18 protein-coding genes are annotated in these 19,141 nt (G+C 64.6%); 13 read left to right on the plus strand and 5 right to left on the minus strand.

Translation table 11 applies throughout. The features are described 5' to 3' along the window. The first annotated feature begins 76 nt into the window (after positions 1-76). From rpsT to EN846_RS00920, 8 genes are all read left to right on the plus strand, one after another. Positions 77-343 carry a 30S ribosomal protein S20 gene (gene rpsT, locus EN846_RS00885; protein WP_127285914.1) on the plus strand — a complete coding sequence of 89 codons (267 nt, stop codon included), beginning with the start codon at positions 77-79 and terminating at the stop codon, positions 341-343. 922 nt (positions 344-1,265) lie between these two features. Further along, a complete protein-coding gene (gene dnaA, locus EN846_RS00890; RefSeq protein ID WP_245493350.1) occupies positions 1,266-2,738 on the plus strand; it encodes a chromosomal replication initiator protein DnaA in 1,473 nt (490 codons plus the stop codon). A gap of 199 nt (positions 2,739-2,937) precedes the next feature. Beyond that, positions 2,938-4,056, plus strand: a complete 1,119-nt coding sequence (gene dnaN, locus EN846_RS00895; protein WP_128346291.1) for a DNA polymerase III subunit beta — start codon at positions 2,938-2,940, stop codon at positions 4,054-4,056. Between the two features lie 140 nt (positions 4,057-4,196). Beyond that, positions 4,197-5,360 (plus strand): DNA replication/repair protein RecF, encoded by a 1,164-nt coding sequence (recF, locus tag EN846_RS00900; protein ID WP_127390831.1) that lies wholly within the window; start codon positions 4,197-4,199, stop codon positions 5,358-5,360. Positions 5,361-5,391: 31 nt separating this feature from the next. Continuing rightward, complete coding sequence (locus EN846_RS00905; protein WP_127286506.1) at positions 5,392-6,141, plus strand: molybdopterin-synthase adenylyltransferase MoeB; 750 nt, start codon at positions 5,392-5,394, stop codon at positions 6,139-6,141. Between the two features lie 4 nt (positions 6,142-6,145). Then, positions 6,146-6,634 (plus strand): GNAT family N-acetyltransferase, encoded by a 489-nt coding sequence (locus EN846_RS00910; protein ID WP_127390832.1) that lies wholly within the window; start codon positions 6,146-6,148, stop codon positions 6,632-6,634. Beyond that, the gene (locus EN846_RS00915) at positions 6,631-7,884 is read left to right on the plus strand and encodes an aconitase X catalytic domain-containing protein (protein ID WP_127390833.1); all 1,254 of its coding nucleotides are present in this window, start codon (positions 6,631-6,633) and stop codon (positions 7,882-7,884) included. The genes EN846_RS00910 and EN846_RS00915 overlap by 4 nt, the downstream gene beginning before the upstream one ends. Further along, positions 7,881-8,294: a DUF126 domain-containing protein gene (locus tag EN846_RS00920; RefSeq protein ID WP_127390834.1), complete on the plus strand. Its 414-nt coding sequence runs from the start codon at positions 7,881-7,883 to the stop codon at positions 8,292-8,294. The genes EN846_RS00915 and EN846_RS00920 overlap by 4 nt, the downstream gene beginning before the upstream one ends. A 13-nt stretch (positions 8,295-8,307) precedes the next feature. Here the strand turns inward: EN846_RS00920 and EN846_RS00925 are convergent, their stop codons facing one another. Further along, positions 8,308-9,309 carry a D-glycerate dehydrogenase gene (locus EN846_RS00925; protein WP_127286510.1) on the minus strand — a complete coding sequence of 334 codons (1,002 nt, stop codon included), beginning with the start codon at positions 9,307-9,309 and terminating at the stop codon, positions 8,308-8,310. 169 nt (positions 9,310-9,478) lie between these two features. On the opposite strand from EN846_RS00925, the gene EN846_RS00930 reads away from it, so the two are divergent. Beyond that, on the plus strand, positions 9,479-10,039 hold the full coding sequence (locus EN846_RS00930) for an SH3 domain-containing protein (RefSeq protein WP_127286511.1): 561 nt from the start codon (positions 9,479-9,481) through the stop codon (positions 10,037-10,039). 12 nt (positions 10,040-10,051) lie between these two features. On the opposite strand, the gene EN846_RS00935 is transcribed toward EN846_RS00930, so the two are convergent. Together EN846_RS00935 and irrA are read right to left on the minus strand one after the other, a co-directional pair. Beyond that, positions 10,052-10,441: a DUF4260 domain-containing protein gene (locus tag EN846_RS00935; RefSeq protein ID WP_127390835.1), complete on the minus strand. Its 390-nt coding sequence runs from the start codon at positions 10,439-10,441 to the stop codon at positions 10,052-10,054. 10 nt (positions 10,442-10,451) lie between these two features. After that, positions 10,452-10,883, minus strand: a complete 432-nt coding sequence (gene irrA, locus EN846_RS00940) for an iron response transcriptional regulator IrrA (RefSeq protein ID WP_127390836.1) — start codon at positions 10,881-10,883, stop codon at positions 10,452-10,454. Positions 10,884-11,149: 266 nt separating this feature from the next. On the opposite strand from irrA, the gene fabA reads away from it, so the two are divergent. From fabA to EN846_RS00960, 4 genes are all read left to right on the plus strand, one after another. Continuing rightward, on the plus strand, positions 11,150-11,668 hold the full coding sequence (gene fabA / locus EN846_RS00945; RefSeq protein ID WP_127390837.1) for a 3-hydroxyacyl-[acyl-carrier-protein] dehydratase FabA: 519 nt from the start codon (positions 11,150-11,152) through the stop codon (positions 11,666-11,668). 123 nt (positions 11,669-11,791) lie between these two features. Beyond that, entirely contained in the window at positions 11,792-13,012 is a 1,221-nt protein-coding gene (gene fabB, locus EN846_RS00950; protein WP_127312204.1) for a beta-ketoacyl-ACP synthase I, read from the plus strand. Between the two features lie 12 nt (positions 13,013-13,024). Further along, entirely contained in the window at positions 13,025-13,837 is an 813-nt protein-coding gene (gene fabI, locus EN846_RS00955) for an enoyl-ACP reductase FabI (protein WP_127390838.1), read from the plus strand. Positions 13,838-13,938: 101 nt separating this feature from the next. Beyond that, positions 13,939-15,489, plus strand: coding sequence for a bifunctional diguanylate cyclase/phosphodiesterase (locus EN846_RS00960; protein WP_127390839.1), 1,551 nt, complete (start codon positions 13,939-13,941; stop codon positions 15,487-15,489). 8 nt (positions 15,490-15,497) lie between these two features. On the opposite strand, the gene EN846_RS00965 is transcribed toward EN846_RS00960, so the two are convergent. Then, a complete protein-coding gene (locus tag EN846_RS00965) occupies positions 15,498-16,511 on the minus strand; it encodes a class I SAM-dependent methyltransferase (protein WP_127390840.1) in 1,014 nt (337 codons plus the stop codon). Positions 16,512-16,596: 85 nt separating this feature from the next. Beyond that, positions 16,597-18,747, minus strand: a complete 2,151-nt coding sequence (gene pnp, locus EN846_RS00970) for a polyribonucleotide nucleotidyltransferase (protein ID WP_127282767.1) — start codon at positions 18,745-18,747, stop codon at positions 16,597-16,599. Between the last annotated feature and the right edge of the window lie 394 nt (positions 18,748-19,141).

Here is a 19,141-nt window from a genome sequence, read left to right on the forward strand (position 1 = left end):
GGCGGCCTGTGGCTGCCCGTTTGTTTTTTGCGCCCTGCGATACTGCTGGCGCCCACCAGATCAGAAGAGAGGCATCATGGCCAATACCTCCTCGGCCAAAAAGGCAACGCGCAAGATCGCCCGCCGCGCCGCGATCAACAAGAACCGCCGCTCGCGCGTCCGCACCTATGTGCGCCAGGTCGAAGAGGCGCTGGCCTCGGGCGACAAGGCCGCAGCACTCGCCGCCTTCAAGGCCGCCGAGCCGGAATTGATGCGCGCCGCGACCAAGGGCGTGATCCACAAGAACACGGCATCGCGCAAGGTTTCGCGGCTGGCGCACCGGGTCAAGGTACTGACCGCCTGATACGCCTACCCTAGACTAGCGTTCTTCGAACCCGGCGGATGACGCCGGGTTTTTTCGTTTGCCGGCAAGTACTTAAAAAGAACGCCCGGAGATCGCATCCGGGCTGGATTTCAAAATCCAGATTGTTTTGCCGGCATATACATGCGCACTGATATTCCGTTATGTCGAAAGCGGGTGCGCACCCAGATTCAGCTGTCAGAAATTATCCATACATTTCAGTCACTTGCAGACGGTGATCCACAGCTTGTTCACATCGAGTTCGAGCTGCGGGGGACAAGTAGCTGTCAAGCGAATTATTTCAGAAAATTTCCTGCCGGGTGGCCTTTTTCATATTCGCCGGAAAAGGGTTTGAATCACAATGGCTTTGTCAAAATATGCCGTTGCGGCACCTGTTGCAGACCCGCCTCCGCTAACCAGATTTGTTAAAAATCCGTTAGTCGTGGCCTTGCCCTATCCACAGCGATTTCGGTAATGTCCATCCATCGAAGGGACGGGCTCTTGGCCCCCAAACCCAGCCTGAATTGGCCACCACAAAATGGCAGAATTCATGACGTGGAGCAATTCCGCGAACGGGTTTGATTTGTCTTTTCGATGCGGGTAGGGGACTGGCGTAATTTTTACATGGCAGGTCGATGGCGCGCCGGCGTTTTCGCCGGGCGGTAGAGCTTTGCCTTGTTCAGAAAAACGACCCGGCTTGCAAGGGCCGGGACCGGTCCCTTGTGTAGAACGAGGCGGCATTCACCACCAGCGGCGGTGGCAGTGTCGCAGCGAAGATACGGTCGCCGGAAACATGGATGCAGGAGGCGCATCCCCGGCGGGAAACAGGTACAAACAGGCAAGGAACGCGGTCATGCAGAGCGGCATCGAAAGGGAGCTAACGAGCGAACTCCCATTTCAAGCAACTTTTGTCGGAGGGGGCGACATGGTGGCATCCAGCGACGCGGAACAGAAGTTCGAGCGGGTCAAGACCCAGCTGAAGGCGCGCTTGGGAGCCGAGGTGTATTCCAGCTGGTTCGGCCGGATGAAGGTCGCCGAGGCGTCCCGGGGCATTGTCCGCATCTCGGTGCCCACGGCCTTCCTGCGGTCGTGGATCAACGGCCACTATCTCGATCTGATCGCGGAACTGTGGAAGCACGAGGATCCCGAGGTCCTGAAGATCGAGATCGTGGTGCGCACCGCCACGCGCCAGACGCGCAACGGCGTCGAGCCCGAAGTGGCGCCGGCGCGCAAGATGACCAGGCAGACGCAAACGGCGCTCGCCGCCGGCACCGCCGGATCAGGCAGGGTGGAGCGGGCACCGGCGCCGCGCCAGGGCGCGCCCGCCGAAACGGAGTTCCGGCACAATGTGCTGGGGTCGCCGCTCGATCCGCGCTACACGTTCAATTCCTTCATCGAAGGCCCGTCGAACCGGGTGGCTTTCGCCGCGGCAAAGGCGGTGGCGGAATCGCAGTCGAGCGCGGTGCGCTTCAACCCGCTGTTCCTTCATGCCACGGTCGGTCTCGGCAAGACGCATCTTCTGCAGGCGATCGCGGCGGAATCGCTGATGCACAACCCGAAATCGCGCGTCGTCTATCTGACGGCCGAGTATTTCATGTGGCGCTTCGCTACCGCGATCCGCGACAACAACGCGCTGACGCTCAAGGAGCAGCTGCGCGACATCGACCTGCTGATTATCGACGATATGCAGTTCCTGCAGGGCAAGTCGATCCAGCATGAATTCTGCCATCTCATCAACATGCTGCTCGACAGCGCCAAGCAGGTGGTGGTGGCCGCCGACCGGCCGCCGTCGGAGCTGGAATCGCTGGAGCCGCGCGTCCGCTCGCGCCTCAATGGCGGCGTGGCGCTGGAAATGTCGGCGCCGGACTTCGCCATGCGGCTCGGCATGCTGAAGCTGCGTCTTGCGACGGCCAAGGTCGACGACACCTCGCTCGATATTTCGGAGGAGATCCTCAACCATGTCGCGCGCACGGTGACGGGCAGCGGGCGCGAGCTGGAGGGCGCCTTCAACCAGCTCCTGTTCAGGCAGTCCTTCGAGCCGCAGATCAGCATCGACCGCATCGATGAGATCCTCGGCCACATCTATCGCTCGGGCGAGCCGAAGCGGGTGCGCATCGAGGACATCCAGCGCATCGTGGCGCGTCACTACAATGTGTCGAAGACCGAGCTTCTGTCCAACCGGCGCACGCGCACCATCGTCAAACCGCGGCAGGTCGCCATGTACCTGTCGAAGGTGATGACGCCGCGTTCGCTGCCGGAGATCGGACGGCGGTTCGGCGGCCGCGATCATACGACGGTGCTGCACGCGGTGCGCAAGATCGAGGACCTTTCGGGCGCGGACAACACGCTGGCGCAGGAACTGGAACTCTTGCGAAGGCTGATCAACGACCAGGCTTGAGCGCCCGGGAAAAGCCGGATCGGGGACTTCGCCGGCTTTATCCCCAGAAAGCCCGCGCAACCGGTCCTAACCGGTGGCGCGGGCTTGCGTTTGCAGGCTTTTTCCTGTCAGCTTAAGCAGATTCTGAGCCTGTTCAGACCTTTCGCGGGGCGCCGCTCGCCGGAGACCCGCTCATCCATTCAAGCGAGCCTGTTTCGTCATGCGTGTTATCCTGGAACGGTCAAATCTCCTGAAGTCGCTCAACCATGTCCACCGCGTGGTCGAGCGGCGCAACACCATACCGATCCTGTCCAACGTGCTGCTCAGCGCCGAGGGCGCCAGCCTCGAGATGAAGGCGACCGACCTCGACCTGGAAGTGACCGAAGCGACGCCCGCCAAGGTCGAGCGCGGCGGGGCGACGACCGTTCCGGCGCATCTGCTCTACGACATCGTGCGCAAGCTCGCCGACGGGGCGGAGGTGATGCTGAAGACCGACGAGGACGGCAATGCGATGACGGTCACCTCGGGCCGTTCGAGCTTCCGCCTGCAGTGCCTGCCGCAGTCCGATTTCCCGGAGCTTTCGGCCGGTTCCTTCTCGCACATCTTCCGGCTCGATTCGCTTGACCTGAAAGGCCTGATCGAAAAGACGCAATTTGCCATCTCCACCGAGGAGACGCGCTACTACCTCAACGGCATCTACCTGCACACGCACGAAGCCGGCGGCAAGCTGAAACTGCGCTCGGTGGCGACCGACGGCCACCGCCTGGCGCGCGCCGAGATCGACGCGCCGGCAGGGTCCGAAAGCATGCCGGGCATCATCATCCCGCGCAAGACGGTGAGCGAGCTGCAGAAGCTGGTCGACGACCCGGATGTGGCCGTGACCACCGAACTTTCCGACACCAAGATCCGCTTCACCATCGGCAGCGTGGTTCTGACCTCGAAGCTGATCGACGGCACCTTCCCGGACTATCAGCGCGTCATTCCGACCGGCAACGACAAGAAGCTGATCATCGACCGGCAGAGCTTCGCCGCGGCCGTTGACCGCGTCTCGACCATTTCGTCGGAGCGCGGCCGGGCGGTGAAACTGTCGATCGCCGAGGGCCAGCTGACGCTGGCCGTCAACAATCCGGATTCCGGCAGCGCCACCGAGGAACTGGCCGCCGACTATTCGGCCGATCCGATCGAGATCGGCTTCAACGCCAAGTATCTGCTCGACGTCGCCGCGCAGCTCACCGGCACGGAGGCGAAATTCATGCTCGCCGACGCCGGCTCGCCGACGCTGATCCACGACATGGCCGACGAGACCGCGCTCTACGTGCTGATGCCGATGCGCGTCTAGAGCATGATGCCGAAAAGTGTGAAGCAGTTTTCGGACGACATCATGCTCTATCTCTTTGATTTAGAGCCGGATTCAGATTTCAGGTCGATTCGACCTGAAATCATCCGACTCTAGGCTGCCAACGAGGCGATTTTGCTGCCGTGACCGCAGGTGCAACACAGCTCCAGCAACAAACGCATATAAGTAAGCTTACACTTACGAATTTCCGCAACTATGCGGCGCTATCCATCGGCCTGTCGCCCGGAGCGGTGGTGCTGTCCGGCGACAATGGCGCCGGCAAGACCAATCTGCTGGAAGCGATCTCGCTGCTGACGCCCGGGCGCGGACTGCGCCGCGCACCCTATGCCGACCTGGCGCGCGAAGACGGCGATGGCGGTTTTGCGCTGCATGCCCGCATCGAAGGGCCGGAAGGCCAGGCCGAGATCGGCACCGGCATTGCGGGCGGCGACAGCGGCGAGAGCGGCAGACGGGTGCGGATCAATGGCGCCGCGGCGCGGTCGTCCGAGGATATGCTGGAGTGGCTGCGTGTCGTCTGGCTGACGCCGGCGATGGACGGACTGTTCCCCGGGCCGGCGGCCGACCGCCGGCGCTTCCTCGACCGGCTGGTGCTGGCGATCGATCCCGGCCACGGCCAGCGCGCGCTCGACTACGAGAAGGCGATGCGCGGGCGTAACCGCCTGCTTACGGAAGGATCTCGCGACGGCAGCTGGTTCGATGCCATCGAGACGCAGATGGCCGAGACCGGCGTGGCGATCGCGGCGGCCCGCGCCGAGCTGGCGCGCCTGCTTGCCGCCATGATCGAGAGGCTGCCGTCCAGCGGACCGTTTCCGCAAGCCGACATCAGCCTCGACGGCGATCTGGAAAACGCGCTCGGCAGCGCGCCGGCGGTCGATGTCGAGGAGCGGTTTCGCCGCGCGCTGGCCGATGGCCGCGATCGCGACCGCGCCGCCGGCCGCACGCTGGACGGCCCGCATCGCTCCGATCTCGTGGTGCGGCATAGGCCCAAGGCAATGCCGGCCGAACTCTGCTCGACCGGCGAGCAGAAGGCGCTCCTGGTCGGCATCGTGGTCTCGCATGCAAGGCTGACCGGCGAGATGTCGGGGATGACGCCGATCCTGCTGCTCGACGAAATCGCGGCGCATCTCGACGCCGGCCGGCGCGCCGCCCTGTTCTCGATCCTGGAGGAGCTGAACTGCCAGGCGTTCATGACCGGAACCGACGCGGCGCTGTTTTCCAGCCTCGAAGGCCGCGCGCAGTTCCTGACGGTCGACCACGGCACGGTTGGGCCAACCGAAGACCCCTGACAAGGTTTTTGCGCCACGATAAGGTCTGGCCATGACCACGCTTTCCGACGAAGAACTCGAGCGTTACGCGCGCCACATCGTGCTGCCGGAGATTGGCGGCGCCGGCCAACAGAAACTGAAGCGGGCGCGGGTGCTGGTGATCGGCGCCGGCGGGCTCGGCGCCCCGGTGCTCGAATATCTCGCCGCCGCCGGCGTCGGCACGCTCGGCATCGCCGACGACGACACGGTCTCGCTGTCCAACCTGCAGAGGCAGGTGATCCACGGCACGGACGCGATCGGCATTGCCAAAACCGACAGCGCGTCCGCGGCGATAATGCGCATCAACCCCAATGTGGCGGTCGAGCCGCATCAGCTCAGGCTGACGGCGGAGAATGCCCCTGCCCTCGTCGCACGATACGACATCGTGGTCGACGGCTCCGACAATTTCGAGACGCGTTATGCGGTGGCCGATGCCTGCGCCGCGGAAGGCAAGCCCCTGGTGCACGCCGCCGTCGGCCGCTTCGACGGCTCGCTGACGGTTCTGAAACCGTTCGAGACCGGCGCCGACGGCAAGCCTAACCCCGGCTACCGCGACCTTTTCCCGGAAGCACCGCCGGAAGGACTGGTGCCGTCCTGCGCCGTCGCCGGCGTAGTCGGCGCGCTGACCGGTGTGATCGGAACGCTGCAGGCGATGGAGGCGATCAAGCTGATCACCGGCATTGGCGAGCCGCTGGTCGGCCGGCTTTTGCTTTACGACGCGCTCAGCGCGCGCTTCGACACGATCCGCTACAAGAGAGCCTGATCGCATGGACCGGCCGACGGGCGTCTTCGTCACGCAAATTCCTCCCGATTTCGGGCAATGGGACGAGTTGCATTCGCTGATCATGCGCGCCTTTGCCTATATGGACGGCGTCATCGATCCGCCGTCCTCGGCGCATCTGCTGACCGCGGCAAAGCTCAAGGAAAAGGCAAAACAGGAGACGGGTTTCCTGGCCCTGCAAGGTGCGAGGATCGTCGGCTGCGTTTTCGTGCTGGAAAGGCAGGACGATTTCTACATCGGCAAGCTCGCGGTCGAGCCGGACTTTCAGGGGCAAGGCATCGGCAGGCTGCTGATGCGGGCCGCCGAGGAAATTGCTGTGAGCCGCGGCAAGGGCGCCATCGAACTGCAGACGCGCATCGAGCTCTCCACAAATCACAGCGCCTTCGCCCGGCTGGGCTTTGGCGAGACCGAACGCACGGCGCATGAAGGCTACGATCGGCCGACCTCGATCACCATGCGCAAGGTGCTGCCATGAGCCTCGCCCTCAGCGCGGAAGAACAGGCGATCGCCGCCGGCAAGGACGGCGCCGCGATGGCGATGCGCATCGTCGCCGAAAGCGCCCGGCTGCTCGGCGCGCCGCGACTGATCCCGATTGCCTCGACGCATATAGACGGGGCGCTCTATCACGGCGATTCCGGCACGCTGTTCGCCGAGAGGCTGGTCGAGGGCGGCGCGCGCGTCGCCGTGCGCTCGACGCTCAATGTCGGCGCGCTCGACCTGATGGGCTGCGCGCGCATCCGCCTCGAGGAGCCGGCGCGCGGCATGGCGCGGCGGATGATGGAGGCCTATCGCAAGCTTGGCTGCGAGCAGAGCTGGACCTGCGCGCCTTACCAGGCCGGGCACAGGCCAGCGCTGGGCAGCGACGTCGCCTGGGGCGAATCGAACGCAGTGGTTTTCTGCAATTCTGTGCTGGGCGCGCGCACCAACCGCTATGGCGATTTCCTCGACATCGCCTGCGCCATCACCGGCCGCGCCCCGGACTACGGCCTGCATCGCCTCGAGAACAGGCGGGCGCGACTGGTGTTCGATGTCTCCGGCCTCTCGCCTTCCTTCCTGGCATCCGAAATCGCCTGGCCGGTGCTGGGCAGCCTCTATGGTCGCGAGGTCGGCAACGCCGTCGGCGTCGTCACCGGCGTAGCCAAGCACCCCGGCGAGGATGCGCTCAAGGCATTCGGCGCCGCCGCGGCCTCATCCGGCGCGGTCGGCCTGTTCCACATTGCCGGCGCGACGCCGGAAGCGCCCGATGCGAACACCATTCTCGCCGGCACGACGGCGGAGACGGTGATCCGCGTCACGTCTGAAATGGCCGCGAAGGCACGTGCCGGGCTGTCGACGGCGGCGGCATCGAAAACGATCGATGCGGTTGCAATCGGCAGCCCGCATCTGTCGCTCGCGGAATTCGACGCGCTGGAGCGGCTGATCGCCGGCCGCCGGCTCCTCGTGCCGATCTATGCCTGCACCGGCCGCCATGCGCTGTCCGGCCTCGAGCAAGGCGGCCGGCGCAAGGCGCTCGAGGCAAGCGGGGTGATCATCGTTGCCGACACTTGCGTGGTGGTGACGCCGATCATGCCGGAGCTCAGCAACGGGGTGCTGATGACGAATTCGGGCAAGTTCGCGCACTACGCGCCGGGCAACACCGGCTACTCCGTGCTCTACGCCTCGCTGGCCGACTGCGTCGAAAGCGCCGTTCTTGGTAAGCCACGATTTACGGATATCGCAGCATGAACGCCCGAGCCGAGATCCTGGTGCCTGGCAAGGGCGGCGAAGGCGAGGCGCTGGTGCTGACGGCGCCGATCAGCTTCTGGGGCGGCGTCGACCCGAAGAGCGGCCGCATCGCCGATGTCCGTCACCCACAGCATGGCGAGACGATTTCCGGCCGCGTGCTGTTCCTGCCGGGCACGATCGGCTCGTCCTCGGCTTCTGCCGTGCTGATGGAGCTTGTCCACAATGGCCGGGCGCCGGCCGCACTGGTGCTGCACGAGCCGGACGCGATCCTCCTGCTCGGGCTGATCGTCGCCAGGGAAATGGGCTGGGAAACGCCGATGGCGGTCCAGCTCGAGCGCGATATCTTCGAGACCTATCGCGGAAGCATTGCGAAAATCGCTGAAGACGGCGCCCTCACCATCGCCGGCTGAAGACCGCAAGTCGTCAGGTCCTCAGCGGCAGCACCCGGTCCGGCGGACGGTGGCCGTCGAAGAAGGCGCGGATGTTGATGATCACCTTCTCGCCCATGTCGATGCGGCCTTCGAGCGTCGCCGAGCCCATATGCGGCAGGAGCACGACCTTGCCCTTTGCGGCGAGCTTCAGCAGCTTGCTGTTCAGCGCCGGCTCGTGTTCGTAGACGTCGAGGCCGGCGCCGGCGATCTTGCCGTCATGGATCAGCTTGATCAGCGATTCCTCGTCGATGATGTCGCCGCGCGCGGTGTTGACGATGTAGGCCGACGGCTGCATCAGCGCCAGCCGCCGCGCCGAAAGCAGATGGAACGTCGCCGGCGTCGACGGGCAGTTGACCGAGATGATGTCCATGCGGGCCAGCATCTGGTCGAGGCTCTCCCAATAGGTCGCTTCCAGCTCGTCCTCGACCGCCGGCAGCACGCGGTGGCGGTTGTGATAGTGGATCGACAGACCGAAGGCCTTGGCGCGCCTGGCAACCGCGGTGCCGATGCGGCCCATGCCGACGATGCCTAGCCGTTTGCCCCAGATGCGGCGACCGAGCATCCAGGTCGGCGACCAGCCGGCCCATTTCTTGTCGCCGGTGAGCACGTTGGCGCCTTCCGCCAGCCTGCGCGGCACGGCCAGCATCAGCGCCATGGTCATGTCGGCCGTGTCCTCGGTCAGCACGTTCGGCGTGTTGGTGACGGTGATGCCCTTCTTCGCCGCCGCCGCGACGTCGATCTTGTCGACGCCATTGCCGAAATTGGCGATCAGCTTGAGATTGTCGCCGGCCTGGGCGATCAGCGCCGCATCGATATGATCGGTGATCGTCGGCACCAGCACATCGGCTTCCTTGACCGCGGCGACCAGCTCCGGCTGCGTCATCGGCCGGTCCTCGACGTTCAGGCGCGCGTCGAACAGCTCGCGCATGCGGGTTTCGACCGGGTCGGGCAGCTTGCGTGTGATGACGACGAGGGGCCGTTTTTTGCCTGCCATTTTATCCCCGAAGCTTCCTCGTAACCGATCTCGTTGAGACCTCTTTAACCAAGACAGGCGAAACTTGGAGCCAATCGCGGTATCCGCCCACTCCTGTAACAAGCGGTGCTGCCGAAGACAAAGAAAAAGGGGCGCCGGGGCCGACGGGCAGGCGCCGAAAGGAAACAAAGTGTCTGGTTTCGCGACGCTCCGCCTGGCTTTCAGCGCAGCAGTCCTCGGCGCTCTTCTTTACTCTCCGCAGCAAGTGTCGGCACAGGGCGCCGCCGCTCCCGGGCAGACGATCACGCTCGGACCGAGCGGCCTGCCGCTGCCGCGCTTCGTCAGCCTGAAATCGGGTCGCGTCAATTCGCGCGTCGGCCCTGGCGCCAACTATTCGGTCGACTGGATGTACATGAAGGCCGGCCTGCCGATGGAAATCATCCAGGAGTTCGACACCTGGCGGCGCGTGCGCGACGCCGACGGCTCGGAGGGCTGGATCAACCAGTCGCTGCTGTCGGGACGCCGCACGGCGATCGTCGCGCCCTGGCAGCGCGGCAAGGGCGGCCGAATCAACCTGCTCGACGATAAGGACAAGGACGCCGGCGTGGTGGCCATCGTCGAACCCGGCGTCATGGGCGCGATCAAGGCCTGCGACGGGCAATGGTGCGAGATGACCTTCGAGGGCCATACCGGCTGGCTGCCGCAGTCGGTCGTCTGGGGCGCCTATCCAGGCGAACGGGTCAAGAACTGATCCGGCCTGACACTAATCCGGCGTGACAGGCGCCGGAAGTTCGCGGCGTCCGATACGGCCGAGATGGGTATCCTGAAAACCGCTGGGCAGCTTCAGGCCGTAGCCGAGCGCGCGGTCGATAGCGATGTGGGCGATCCAGATCAGCGCGACCGCTGTGGTCATCGAGCTGCCGAGGACGTGGCCGCCCAGCGCCAGGACGAGCGGGACAATCAGCATGTGCAGGGCGTTATAGGCGACGGCGCCGACACGCGGTCCCGCCAGGTACCCCAGCATCGACAGATCCGGCGCCAGGATGAGCAGCGCGAACAGCCACCAGGAAGCGCCAGTCATCGCATAGAGGACGACGGAAGCCGCCGCGGCGACCCACCATTCCAGCTTTACCGCGAGATCGACAAGCCGCATCGCAAACGGATCAGTCGCGGCGCTTCGGGCGCAGCCTCACCACGATATCGACATTGGCGATTTCCATGCCCTGCGGAGGCTCCGGCAGGTTGGAGACCGTCACCGGGCCGCTGGCGATATCGAAGATCCTGTTCTCGCCTTCGATGTAGAAATGATGGTGGTCGGAGGTGTTGGTGTCGAAATAGGTCTTCGACCCCTCGACGGCGAGGATGCGCAGCAGACCCGCCTGGGTGAACTGGTGAAGGGCGTTGTAGACGGTGGCCAGCGACACCGGCACGCCGGCGGCGATCGCCTCCTCGTGCAGCTCCTCGGCCGAAAGATGGCGGTCGCCCTTGGCAAAAAGCAGATCGGCCAGCGCAACGCGCTGACGTGTCGGCCTCAGGCCGGCCTCGCGAACCCGCTTGTCCACAGCGACATTGTCCTTCCGGCTGCCCTGATCCATCTATCCCGTCGAAGCTCGCGCTTTCGGCCCAAAAACACGTCCAGAGTGGCGAAAAGACGTCATCGGCCGAAACTGGACACGTTCCGACATATATTCTGTCGGCCGAATGCGATCAATAGAGCAAGACGCTTGTGCGCAGGCGCGCATTGACCCGGGCAGACGGGCAGGTTAAGCGCAAACGCCGGTTTCCGGCCTTGGAAAGATTGTGTTAGGAAGCCAACGACAAGGGCGCCCCACCGCCCGGGACGATCACGGGGACGAAATTCATGGCGGGTTCGAAGTCCAGCTACGAGTATGAAGAACTGCTTGCCTGCGCCCGCGGCGAGCTGTTCGGACCGGGCAACGCGCAGTTGCCCTACCCGCCGATGCTGATGTTCGACCGCATCACCGAGATCAGCGAGACCGGCGGCGCCTTCGACAAGGGCTTCATCCGCGCCGAGTTCGACATCAAGCCGGACCTTTGGTTCTTCGCCTGCCATTTCATCGGCAACCCGATCATGCCGGGCTGCCTCGGTCTCGACGCCATGTGGCAGCTGACAGGGTTCTATCTCGGCTGGCTCGGCGAGCCGGGCAAGGGGATGGCGCTGTCGACCGGCGAGGTGAAATTCAAGGGCATGGTGACGCCGTCGGTCAAGAAGGTGGAATACGGCATCGACTTCAAGCGCGTGATGCGCGGGCGTCTGGTGCTCGGTATCGCCGATGGCTGGCTGAAGGCGGATGGCGAACCCATATACGCGGCGACGGATCTGAAAGTGGGTCTGTCCAAGCAATCGGCGGCGGCTTGACCGGCGCCACCACCGCGCCATGCACCCTTTGCATGCGGGACCGCATGGCGCTTTGATTTTGCGTATGATCGTTTGCGAATTCCGATCACGGTTTTCGACATCATGCGCCGGAAGGAGTTGCGAATGAGACGGGTCGTAGTGACGGGCCTCGGCATCGTGTCGTCGATCGGCAACAACGCCAACGAGGTGCAGGCCTCGCTGCACGATGCCAAATCAGGCATCAGCTTTTCCAATTCCTTCGCCGAACACGGTTTCCGCTGCCAGGTCTGGGGCGCGCCGACGCTCGATCCGTCGGCCATGATCGACCGGCGCGCCATGCGCTTCCTGTCGCAGGGCGCGGCGTGGAACCACGTCGCCATGGACCAGGCGATTGCGGACGCCGGGCTTGGCGAGAGCGACATCACCAACGAACGCACCGGCATCGTCATGGGCTCGGGCGGCCCCTCCACCCGGACCATCGTCGAGGCGGCCGAAACCACGCTCAAGAACGGCAGCCCCAAGCGCATCGGCCCGTTCGCGGTGCCGAAGGCGATGTCGTCGACCGCATCGGCGACGCTTGCCACCTGGTTCAAGATCCACGGCGTCAACTACTCGATCTCGTCGGCCTGCTCGACCTCCGCGCATTGCATCGGCAACGCCTATGAGCTCATCCAGTGGGGCAAGCAGGACGTGATGTTCGCCGGCGGCCACGAGGATCTCGACTGGACGATGTCGGACCTGTTCGACGCCATGGGCGCGATGTCGTCGAAGTACAACGACAAGGCATCCACCGCTTCGCGCGCCTATGACGTCAACCGCGACGGCTTCGTCATCGCCGGCGGCGCCGGCGTGCTCATCTTGGAGGAGTTGGAGCACGCCAAGGCGCGCGGCGCCAAGATCTATGCCGAGATCGTCGGCTACGGCGCGACCTCCGACGGCTACGACATGGTGGCGCCGTCGGGCGAAGGCGCGGTGCGCTGCATGCGCCAGGCGCTCGCCACGGTGTCTACGCCGGTCGATTACATCAACACGCACGGCACCTCGACGCCGGTCGGCGATTCCAAGGAGATGGGCGCCATCCGCGAGGTGTTCGGCGACAAGATGCCGTTCATCACCTCGACCAAGTCGCTGACCGGCCATTCGCTGGGCGCGGCCGGCGTCCAGGAATCGATCTACTCGATCCTGATGATGCAAGGCGGCTTCATCGGCGAGAGCGCGCATATCGAGGAGCTCGACCCGGAATTCGCAGGCATGCCGATCGTGCGCAAGCGCATCGACAACGCCAGGATCGACACCGTTTTGTCGAATTCCTTCGGTTTCGGTGGCACCAACGCAACGCTGATTTTCCAGCGCTATTCCGCATAAGGATCGCCAGTCATGGACGGACTGTTGAAGGGCAAGCGCGGGCTTGTCATGGGTGTCGCCAACGATCATTCGATCGCCTGGGGCATTGCCAGGAAATTGTCCGAACACGGCGCCGAACTCGCCTTCACCTATCAGGGCGACGCTTTCGGACGCCGGGTCAAGCCGCTTGCCGACAAGCTCGGCGCATCGCTGGTGGTGCCTTGCGACGTCGAGGACAGCGCGTCGGTCAGCGCCACGTTCGAGACGCTCGGCAAGGCTTGGGGCGGGCTGGATTTCGTCGTCCATGCCATCGGCTTTTCAGACAAGAACGAGCTCAAGGGCCTCTACGCCGACACCAGCCGCGACAATTTCGTCCGCACCATGGTGATCTCCTGCTATTCCTTCACCGAGGTGGCCCGCAACGCCGCGCCGCTGATGACGGATGGCGGCTCGATGATCACGCTGACCTATGCCGGCTCGGTGCGGGTCATGCCGAACTACAACGTCATGGGCGTCGCCAAGGCCGGGCTGGAAGCCAGCGTGCGCTATCTCGCCAATGACTACGGCCCCCGCGGCATCCGCGTGAACGGGATTTCGGCAGGCCCGGTGCGCACGCTCGCCGGCGCCGGCATTTCCGACGCCCGCCACATGTTCTCCTACCAGCAGCGCAACTCGCCGCTGCGCCGCACGGTGACCATCGACGAGGTCGGCGGCTCGGCGCTCTATCTGCTGTCCGATCTCTCTTCCGGTGTCACCGGCGAGATCCACTATGTCGATTCCGGCTATCACATCGTTTCCATGCCGACGCTCGACGAATTGAAGCAGACCGACGGCGCCCGGGAATAATCCCGCGGGAAATACTCGGCTTCCGGTAAAATTGGATGCATTGGCGGAAACTCATTTTAAGGAGATTTCCGCTAGAACGTCCCGCAACTTAGGGACTCTGCATGTCTGCTGCTGCCAGCAACCCGAAGCGAACACCGTTGTTCCGGCTGCTCACCATAGCAAGCTCGGGCATGGGCAGCTTTATCCTCGGCATCTGGGGGCTGAAATTCGGTTTCGGCGACGGTCTTGCCGGCATGCCGGCGGAAACGATGGCCGGCATCATCGCTGCGCTTTGCGCGCTGGCGGCGGCGGGTGCCGCCCTCTCTTTCTTCGCCGGTGTCGATGAATCGGAGCAGTATGTCTTCAACGAGACCAATTTCGACAAGCTGACGGGCCTGCTGGCGCGTCCGGCGATGGTCGGCAAGATCGCCGAGGCGGCCTCGGCGACGATCCGCACCGGCGAGCCGGTGTTCCTGATCGACATCGACATCGACCGCTTCAAGCACATCAACGACGCCATCGGCTACAGCTATGGCGACGAGCTGATCCGCGCCTTCGCCGAGCGGCTCAGGGACCGCATGCCGGAGGGCGCGGTGCTTGGGCGCATCGGCGCCGGCGAGTTCGCGGTGCTGCTGGCGGACCGCGAGCTGAAGGGCTCGGTCGAGAAGACGATCGAGAAGCTCATCGACGAGATGATGGAGCCCTATCAGCTCAATTCGCATCAGCAGTCGGTCAGCCTGTCGGTCGGCATCGTGGCGATGCCCAAGGACGGCGTCGACCCGGTCCTGGTGCTGCGCCGTTCCAATCTGGCGCTGCAGAATGCGCGCGCCGGCGGCGTCGGCAACTGGTCGGTCTTCCATAGCGACATGGGCCGGGTCGCCGACTATCGCCAATGGATCGAATCCGAACTGCATACCGCGTTCGAGCGCGGCGATTTCGACCTCCACTACCAGCCGCAGCTCGACCTTCCGAGCGGCCGCATCATCGGCTACGAGGCGCTTATCCGCTGGAAGCACCCGGAACGCGGCATGATCCCGCCGATCGAGTTCATACCGATCGCCGAAGAGACGGGCATGATCAACCCGATCGGCGAATGGGTGCTGCGCAAGGCCTGCAGCGACGCCCAGTACCTGCCCGAGGACTGCTTCGTCGCCGTCAACATCTCGCCGGTGCAGTTCATGACCAAGGATTTCGTCGGCCTGGTGCGCGAAACGATGGTCGCCACCGGCATCAAGCCGTCGCGGCTCGAGCTGGAAGTCACCGAGACCGCAATGATGCAGGACCGCGACCGCGCCGCCGTCATCCTGCAGCAGCTTGCCGAGATGGGCATCTCGGTGGCCGTCGACGATTTCGGCACCGGCTATTCCAATCTCAGCTACCTGATCGATTTCTCGTTCGGCAAGCTTAAGATCGACCGTTCCTTCGTCAGCCGCATCGACACCGATTCCAACTCGGGCGCGGTGGTCTCGACCATCGTCGGGCTGTCGCGCGCGCTCGGCGTCGGCATCATCGCCGAAGGCGTCGAGACCGAAAACCAGGCGACGCTGCTCAGGGCCGCCGGCTGCGAGGTGGTGCAAGGCTACCTGTTCGGCCGGCCGGCGCCGCTCAAGGTCGGGATGGGCGAAGCGCGCTTCGTCGAAAAGCGCGAGGCGCGCATCGTCAGCGTACATTAAGGCGTCCGTTATCGGCGCCCCGACAGCACCTTGAACATGCCGTCGCGGGCGATCTCGGCATGGCTTGAGAAGGCCGCCGCCAGCACCGCTTCGTAAGGCAACTGGCGGTTCGCCACCATGAACAAGCGTCCGCCCGGTTTCATCGCCTTCGCCGCCGCCCGGATCATGCCGGCGCCGATCTCCGGCTCAGCCGCCCGACCGCGATGAAACGGCGGGTTCATGAGGATGGCGTCGTAGCGCCGCTCGACCGGCTCGCCGAGCAGATCGGTCCAGAAGAAACGCGGCTCGACCGACGTGCCGGCCACATTGGCCTTCGCCGCCTCCAGCGCCTCGAAATCCGCCTCGAAAAGATCGAGCCCGGTGAGCCCCGGGAAGCGCGACGCCGCCTCGGCCGCCACATAGCCCCAGCCGGTGCAGAAATCGGCAACGGCGCCCTTGATGTCGCCCGGCAGGCTATCCACCAGCAGTTTCGAGCCGGCATCGACCCGATCGAAGGAGAACATGCCCGGGGCCGTATGGAAGCGGCCTTCTACGACAACCGCCGGATTGGCCGACCGCAGCACGGCCGCCGCGCCGACGTCCGCGGGCCGGCGGAACCAGAAGGCGACGCCGTGATGCTTCGGCAAATGGCCGTCGAGCGGCACAAGCTCGTCGACACGCTTGCGCAGGCTAGCGATACCATCCTCCTTGCCGCCCGCGACCAGGATCAGCCCACCCGACGCCACGCGTTCGATCGCTTCGGCGACCCGCAGCTCGTTCTGGCCGCGGTGACGGCCGGCGATCACGAGCGCGGCATCGAAGCCAGCGCCGTCCGCTCGCGGCGTGACGTGAAAACCCGCCGCCTGCAGCGCGCGAAAATGCGGGCGAAAACCCTGCACGAGATGGAGCGCGGCTGCGAAGCCCCCGGGCAAGCGGAAACCGGGTTCGGCGCCGAGGAAAAGCACGCGCTCGCCCTCTTTCGGCAAGTCGAGGGCCTCAGCCTCATACGAATGGAACAGCGTCTTCAGCGGCTCTGCCGACATTTCCTTGCCCCGCGGGAAACACGCCCCCTAAACGAAAACGGGCGCGACATAAGCCGCGCCCGTCTCAACTGTCTGGTCAGCCCGATCAGGCAGCGTCTTCCTCGCCGCCTTCAGCCTTCTTCTCGCGCACGATTTCCTTGCCGGTGGCCTGGTCGACGACCTTCATCGACAAGCGGACCTTGCCGCGCTCGTCGAAGCCCATCAGCTTGACCCAGACCTTGTCGCCTTCCTTGACGACGTCGGAGGTCTTGGCGACGCGCTCGTTGGCCAGCTGCGAAATGTGAACGAGGCCGTCGCGCGGACCGAAGAAGTTGACGAAGGCGCCGAAGTCGGCGGTCTTGACGACCGTGCCTTCATAGATCTCGCCGACTTCCGGCTCGGCAACGATGGTGTGGATCCACTTCTTCGCCGCCTCGATCTCCTTGGCGTTGGCCGAAGCGATCTTGATCGTGCCGTCGTCCTCGATGTTGATCTTGGCGCCGGTCTTCTCGACGATCTCGCGGATGACCTTGCCGCCGGAACCGATGACGTCGCGGATCTTGTCGGTCGGGATGTGCATGACTTCGATGCGTGGCGCGAACTCACCGAGTTCGGGGCGAGCGCCGGTCAGAGCATGCGCCATCTCGCCGAGGATATGCTGGCGGCCATCCTTGGCCTGGTCCAGCGCGATCTGCATGATCTCCTCGGTGATGCCCTCGATCTTGATGTCCATCTGCAGCGAGGTGATGCCGTTGGCTGTGCCGGCGACCTTGAAGTCCATGTCGCCGAGATGATCTTCATCGCCCAGGATGTCGGAGAGCACCGCGAAGCGCTCGCCTTCCTTGATCAGGCCCATGGCGATGCCGGCAACCGGCTTGGCCAGCGGCACGCCGGCATCCATCAGCGCCAGCGAGGTGCCGCAGACGGTCGCCATCGAGGACGAACCGTTGGACTCGGTGATCTCCGAGACGACGCGCAGCGTGTAGGGGAACTGGTCGGCGGAGGGCAGCATCGGCCGGATGGCGCGCCAGGCAAGCTTGCCGTGGCCGATCTCGCGGCGGCCCGGCGAGCCCATGCGGCCGGTCTCGCCGACCGAGTAGGGCGGGAAGTTGTAGTGGAGGAGGAACTTCTCCTTGTACATGCCGGTCAGCGAGTCGACATACTGCTCATCCTCGCCGGTGCCGAGCGTGGCGACGACCAGCGCCTGGGTCTCGCCGCGGGTGAACAGCGCCGAACCGTGGGTGCGCGGCAGGACGCCGACTTCGGAGACGATCTTGCGGACCGTCTTCAGGTCGCGGCCATCGATGCGCGAGCCGGTGTCGAGGATGTTCCAGCGCACAACCTTGGCCTGGAGTTCCTTGAACACGGAGCCGATCTGCTCCGACGTGTACCTGGCTTCCTCGCCTTCGGCCGGCGCGAACGCCGCCTTCACCTTCGCCTTGACGGCGTCGACGGCGGCATAGCGGGCCTGCTTGTCGGTGATCTTGTAGGCATCGCGAAGCTCGTCGCCGACGATCTTCAGCATTTCGCCTTCGAGCGCGGAATAGTCCGGGGCGGTGAAGTCGCGCGGATCCTTGGCAGCGACCTCGGCCAGCTTGATGATGGCCTCGATCACCGGCTGGAAGCCCTTGTGGCCGAACATGACGGCGCCGAGCATCAGCTCTTCGGAGAGTTCCTTGGCCTCGGATTCGACCATCAGCACGGCATCGGTGGTGCCGGCGACGACGAGGTCGAGCTTGGATTCCTGCATCTCGTCGATATGCGGGTTAAGCACGTACTCGCCGTTGATGTAGCCGACGCGGGCGCCACCGATCGGGCCCATGAAGGGGACACCGGACAACGTCAGCGCGGCCGAGGTGGCAACGATCGACAGGATGTCCGGATCGTTCTCGAGGTCGTGCTGGACGACGGTGACGACGATCTGGGTGTCGTTCTTGTAGCCATCGGCGAAGAGCGGGCGGATCGGGCGGTCGATCAGGCGGGAAACCAGCGTTTCCTTCTCGCTCGGACGGCCTTCGCGCTTGAAATAACCGCCCGGGATCTTGCCGGCGGCGTAGGTCTTTTCCTGGTAATTGACGGTCAGCGGGAAGAAATCAAGGCCGGGCTTCGGCTCCTTCATCGAAACGACGGTGGCGAGGACCTTGGTCTCACCGTAGGTGGCGAGCACCGCGCCGTCAGCCTGGCGCGCGATCTTGCCGGTTTCCAGAACGAGCGGACGGCCGCCCCACTCGATTTCCACTTTGTGGTGATTGAACATGTCTTGTCCTTCATATGCGGAAAGGGTCGCGCGGCTTGTCGTGCGCGGATGCCCTTTCCCCTGGCTTCTTTTCTCGGGCAGCCACGGGCAAGACAACGGGACGCTCGCATCAATCCCGGCACGCTGGCCGCACGAGCATCCTGCAATCCTGCCCCATGACCGTCCATGGGCGGTTCCAAGCAGCCCTTTGCTGGCTCGAAACCGGGTCTGGCCGATCGATCCGACCGGCCTTGCGCATGACCTGAAAGCCGCGGCTCTCGGAACGGCCCTGCGCAAATGCCAACTTCGCGAAGCGTCCGTTTGCGTATCCGATCGATGCGCGGCGCTTCATCCTGTCACTGGTGCACTGGAGCGATCCGATGCACCAAATGCGCGACCGGCGGGCTCTCCCGAG

The sequence above is a fragment of the Mesorhizobium sp. M4B.F.Ca.ET.203.01.1.1 genome, from assembly GCF_004791025.1.
Classification (GTDB): domain Bacteria; phylum Pseudomonadota; class Alphaproteobacteria; order Rhizobiales; family Rhizobiaceae; genus Mesorhizobium; species Mesorhizobium abyssinicae.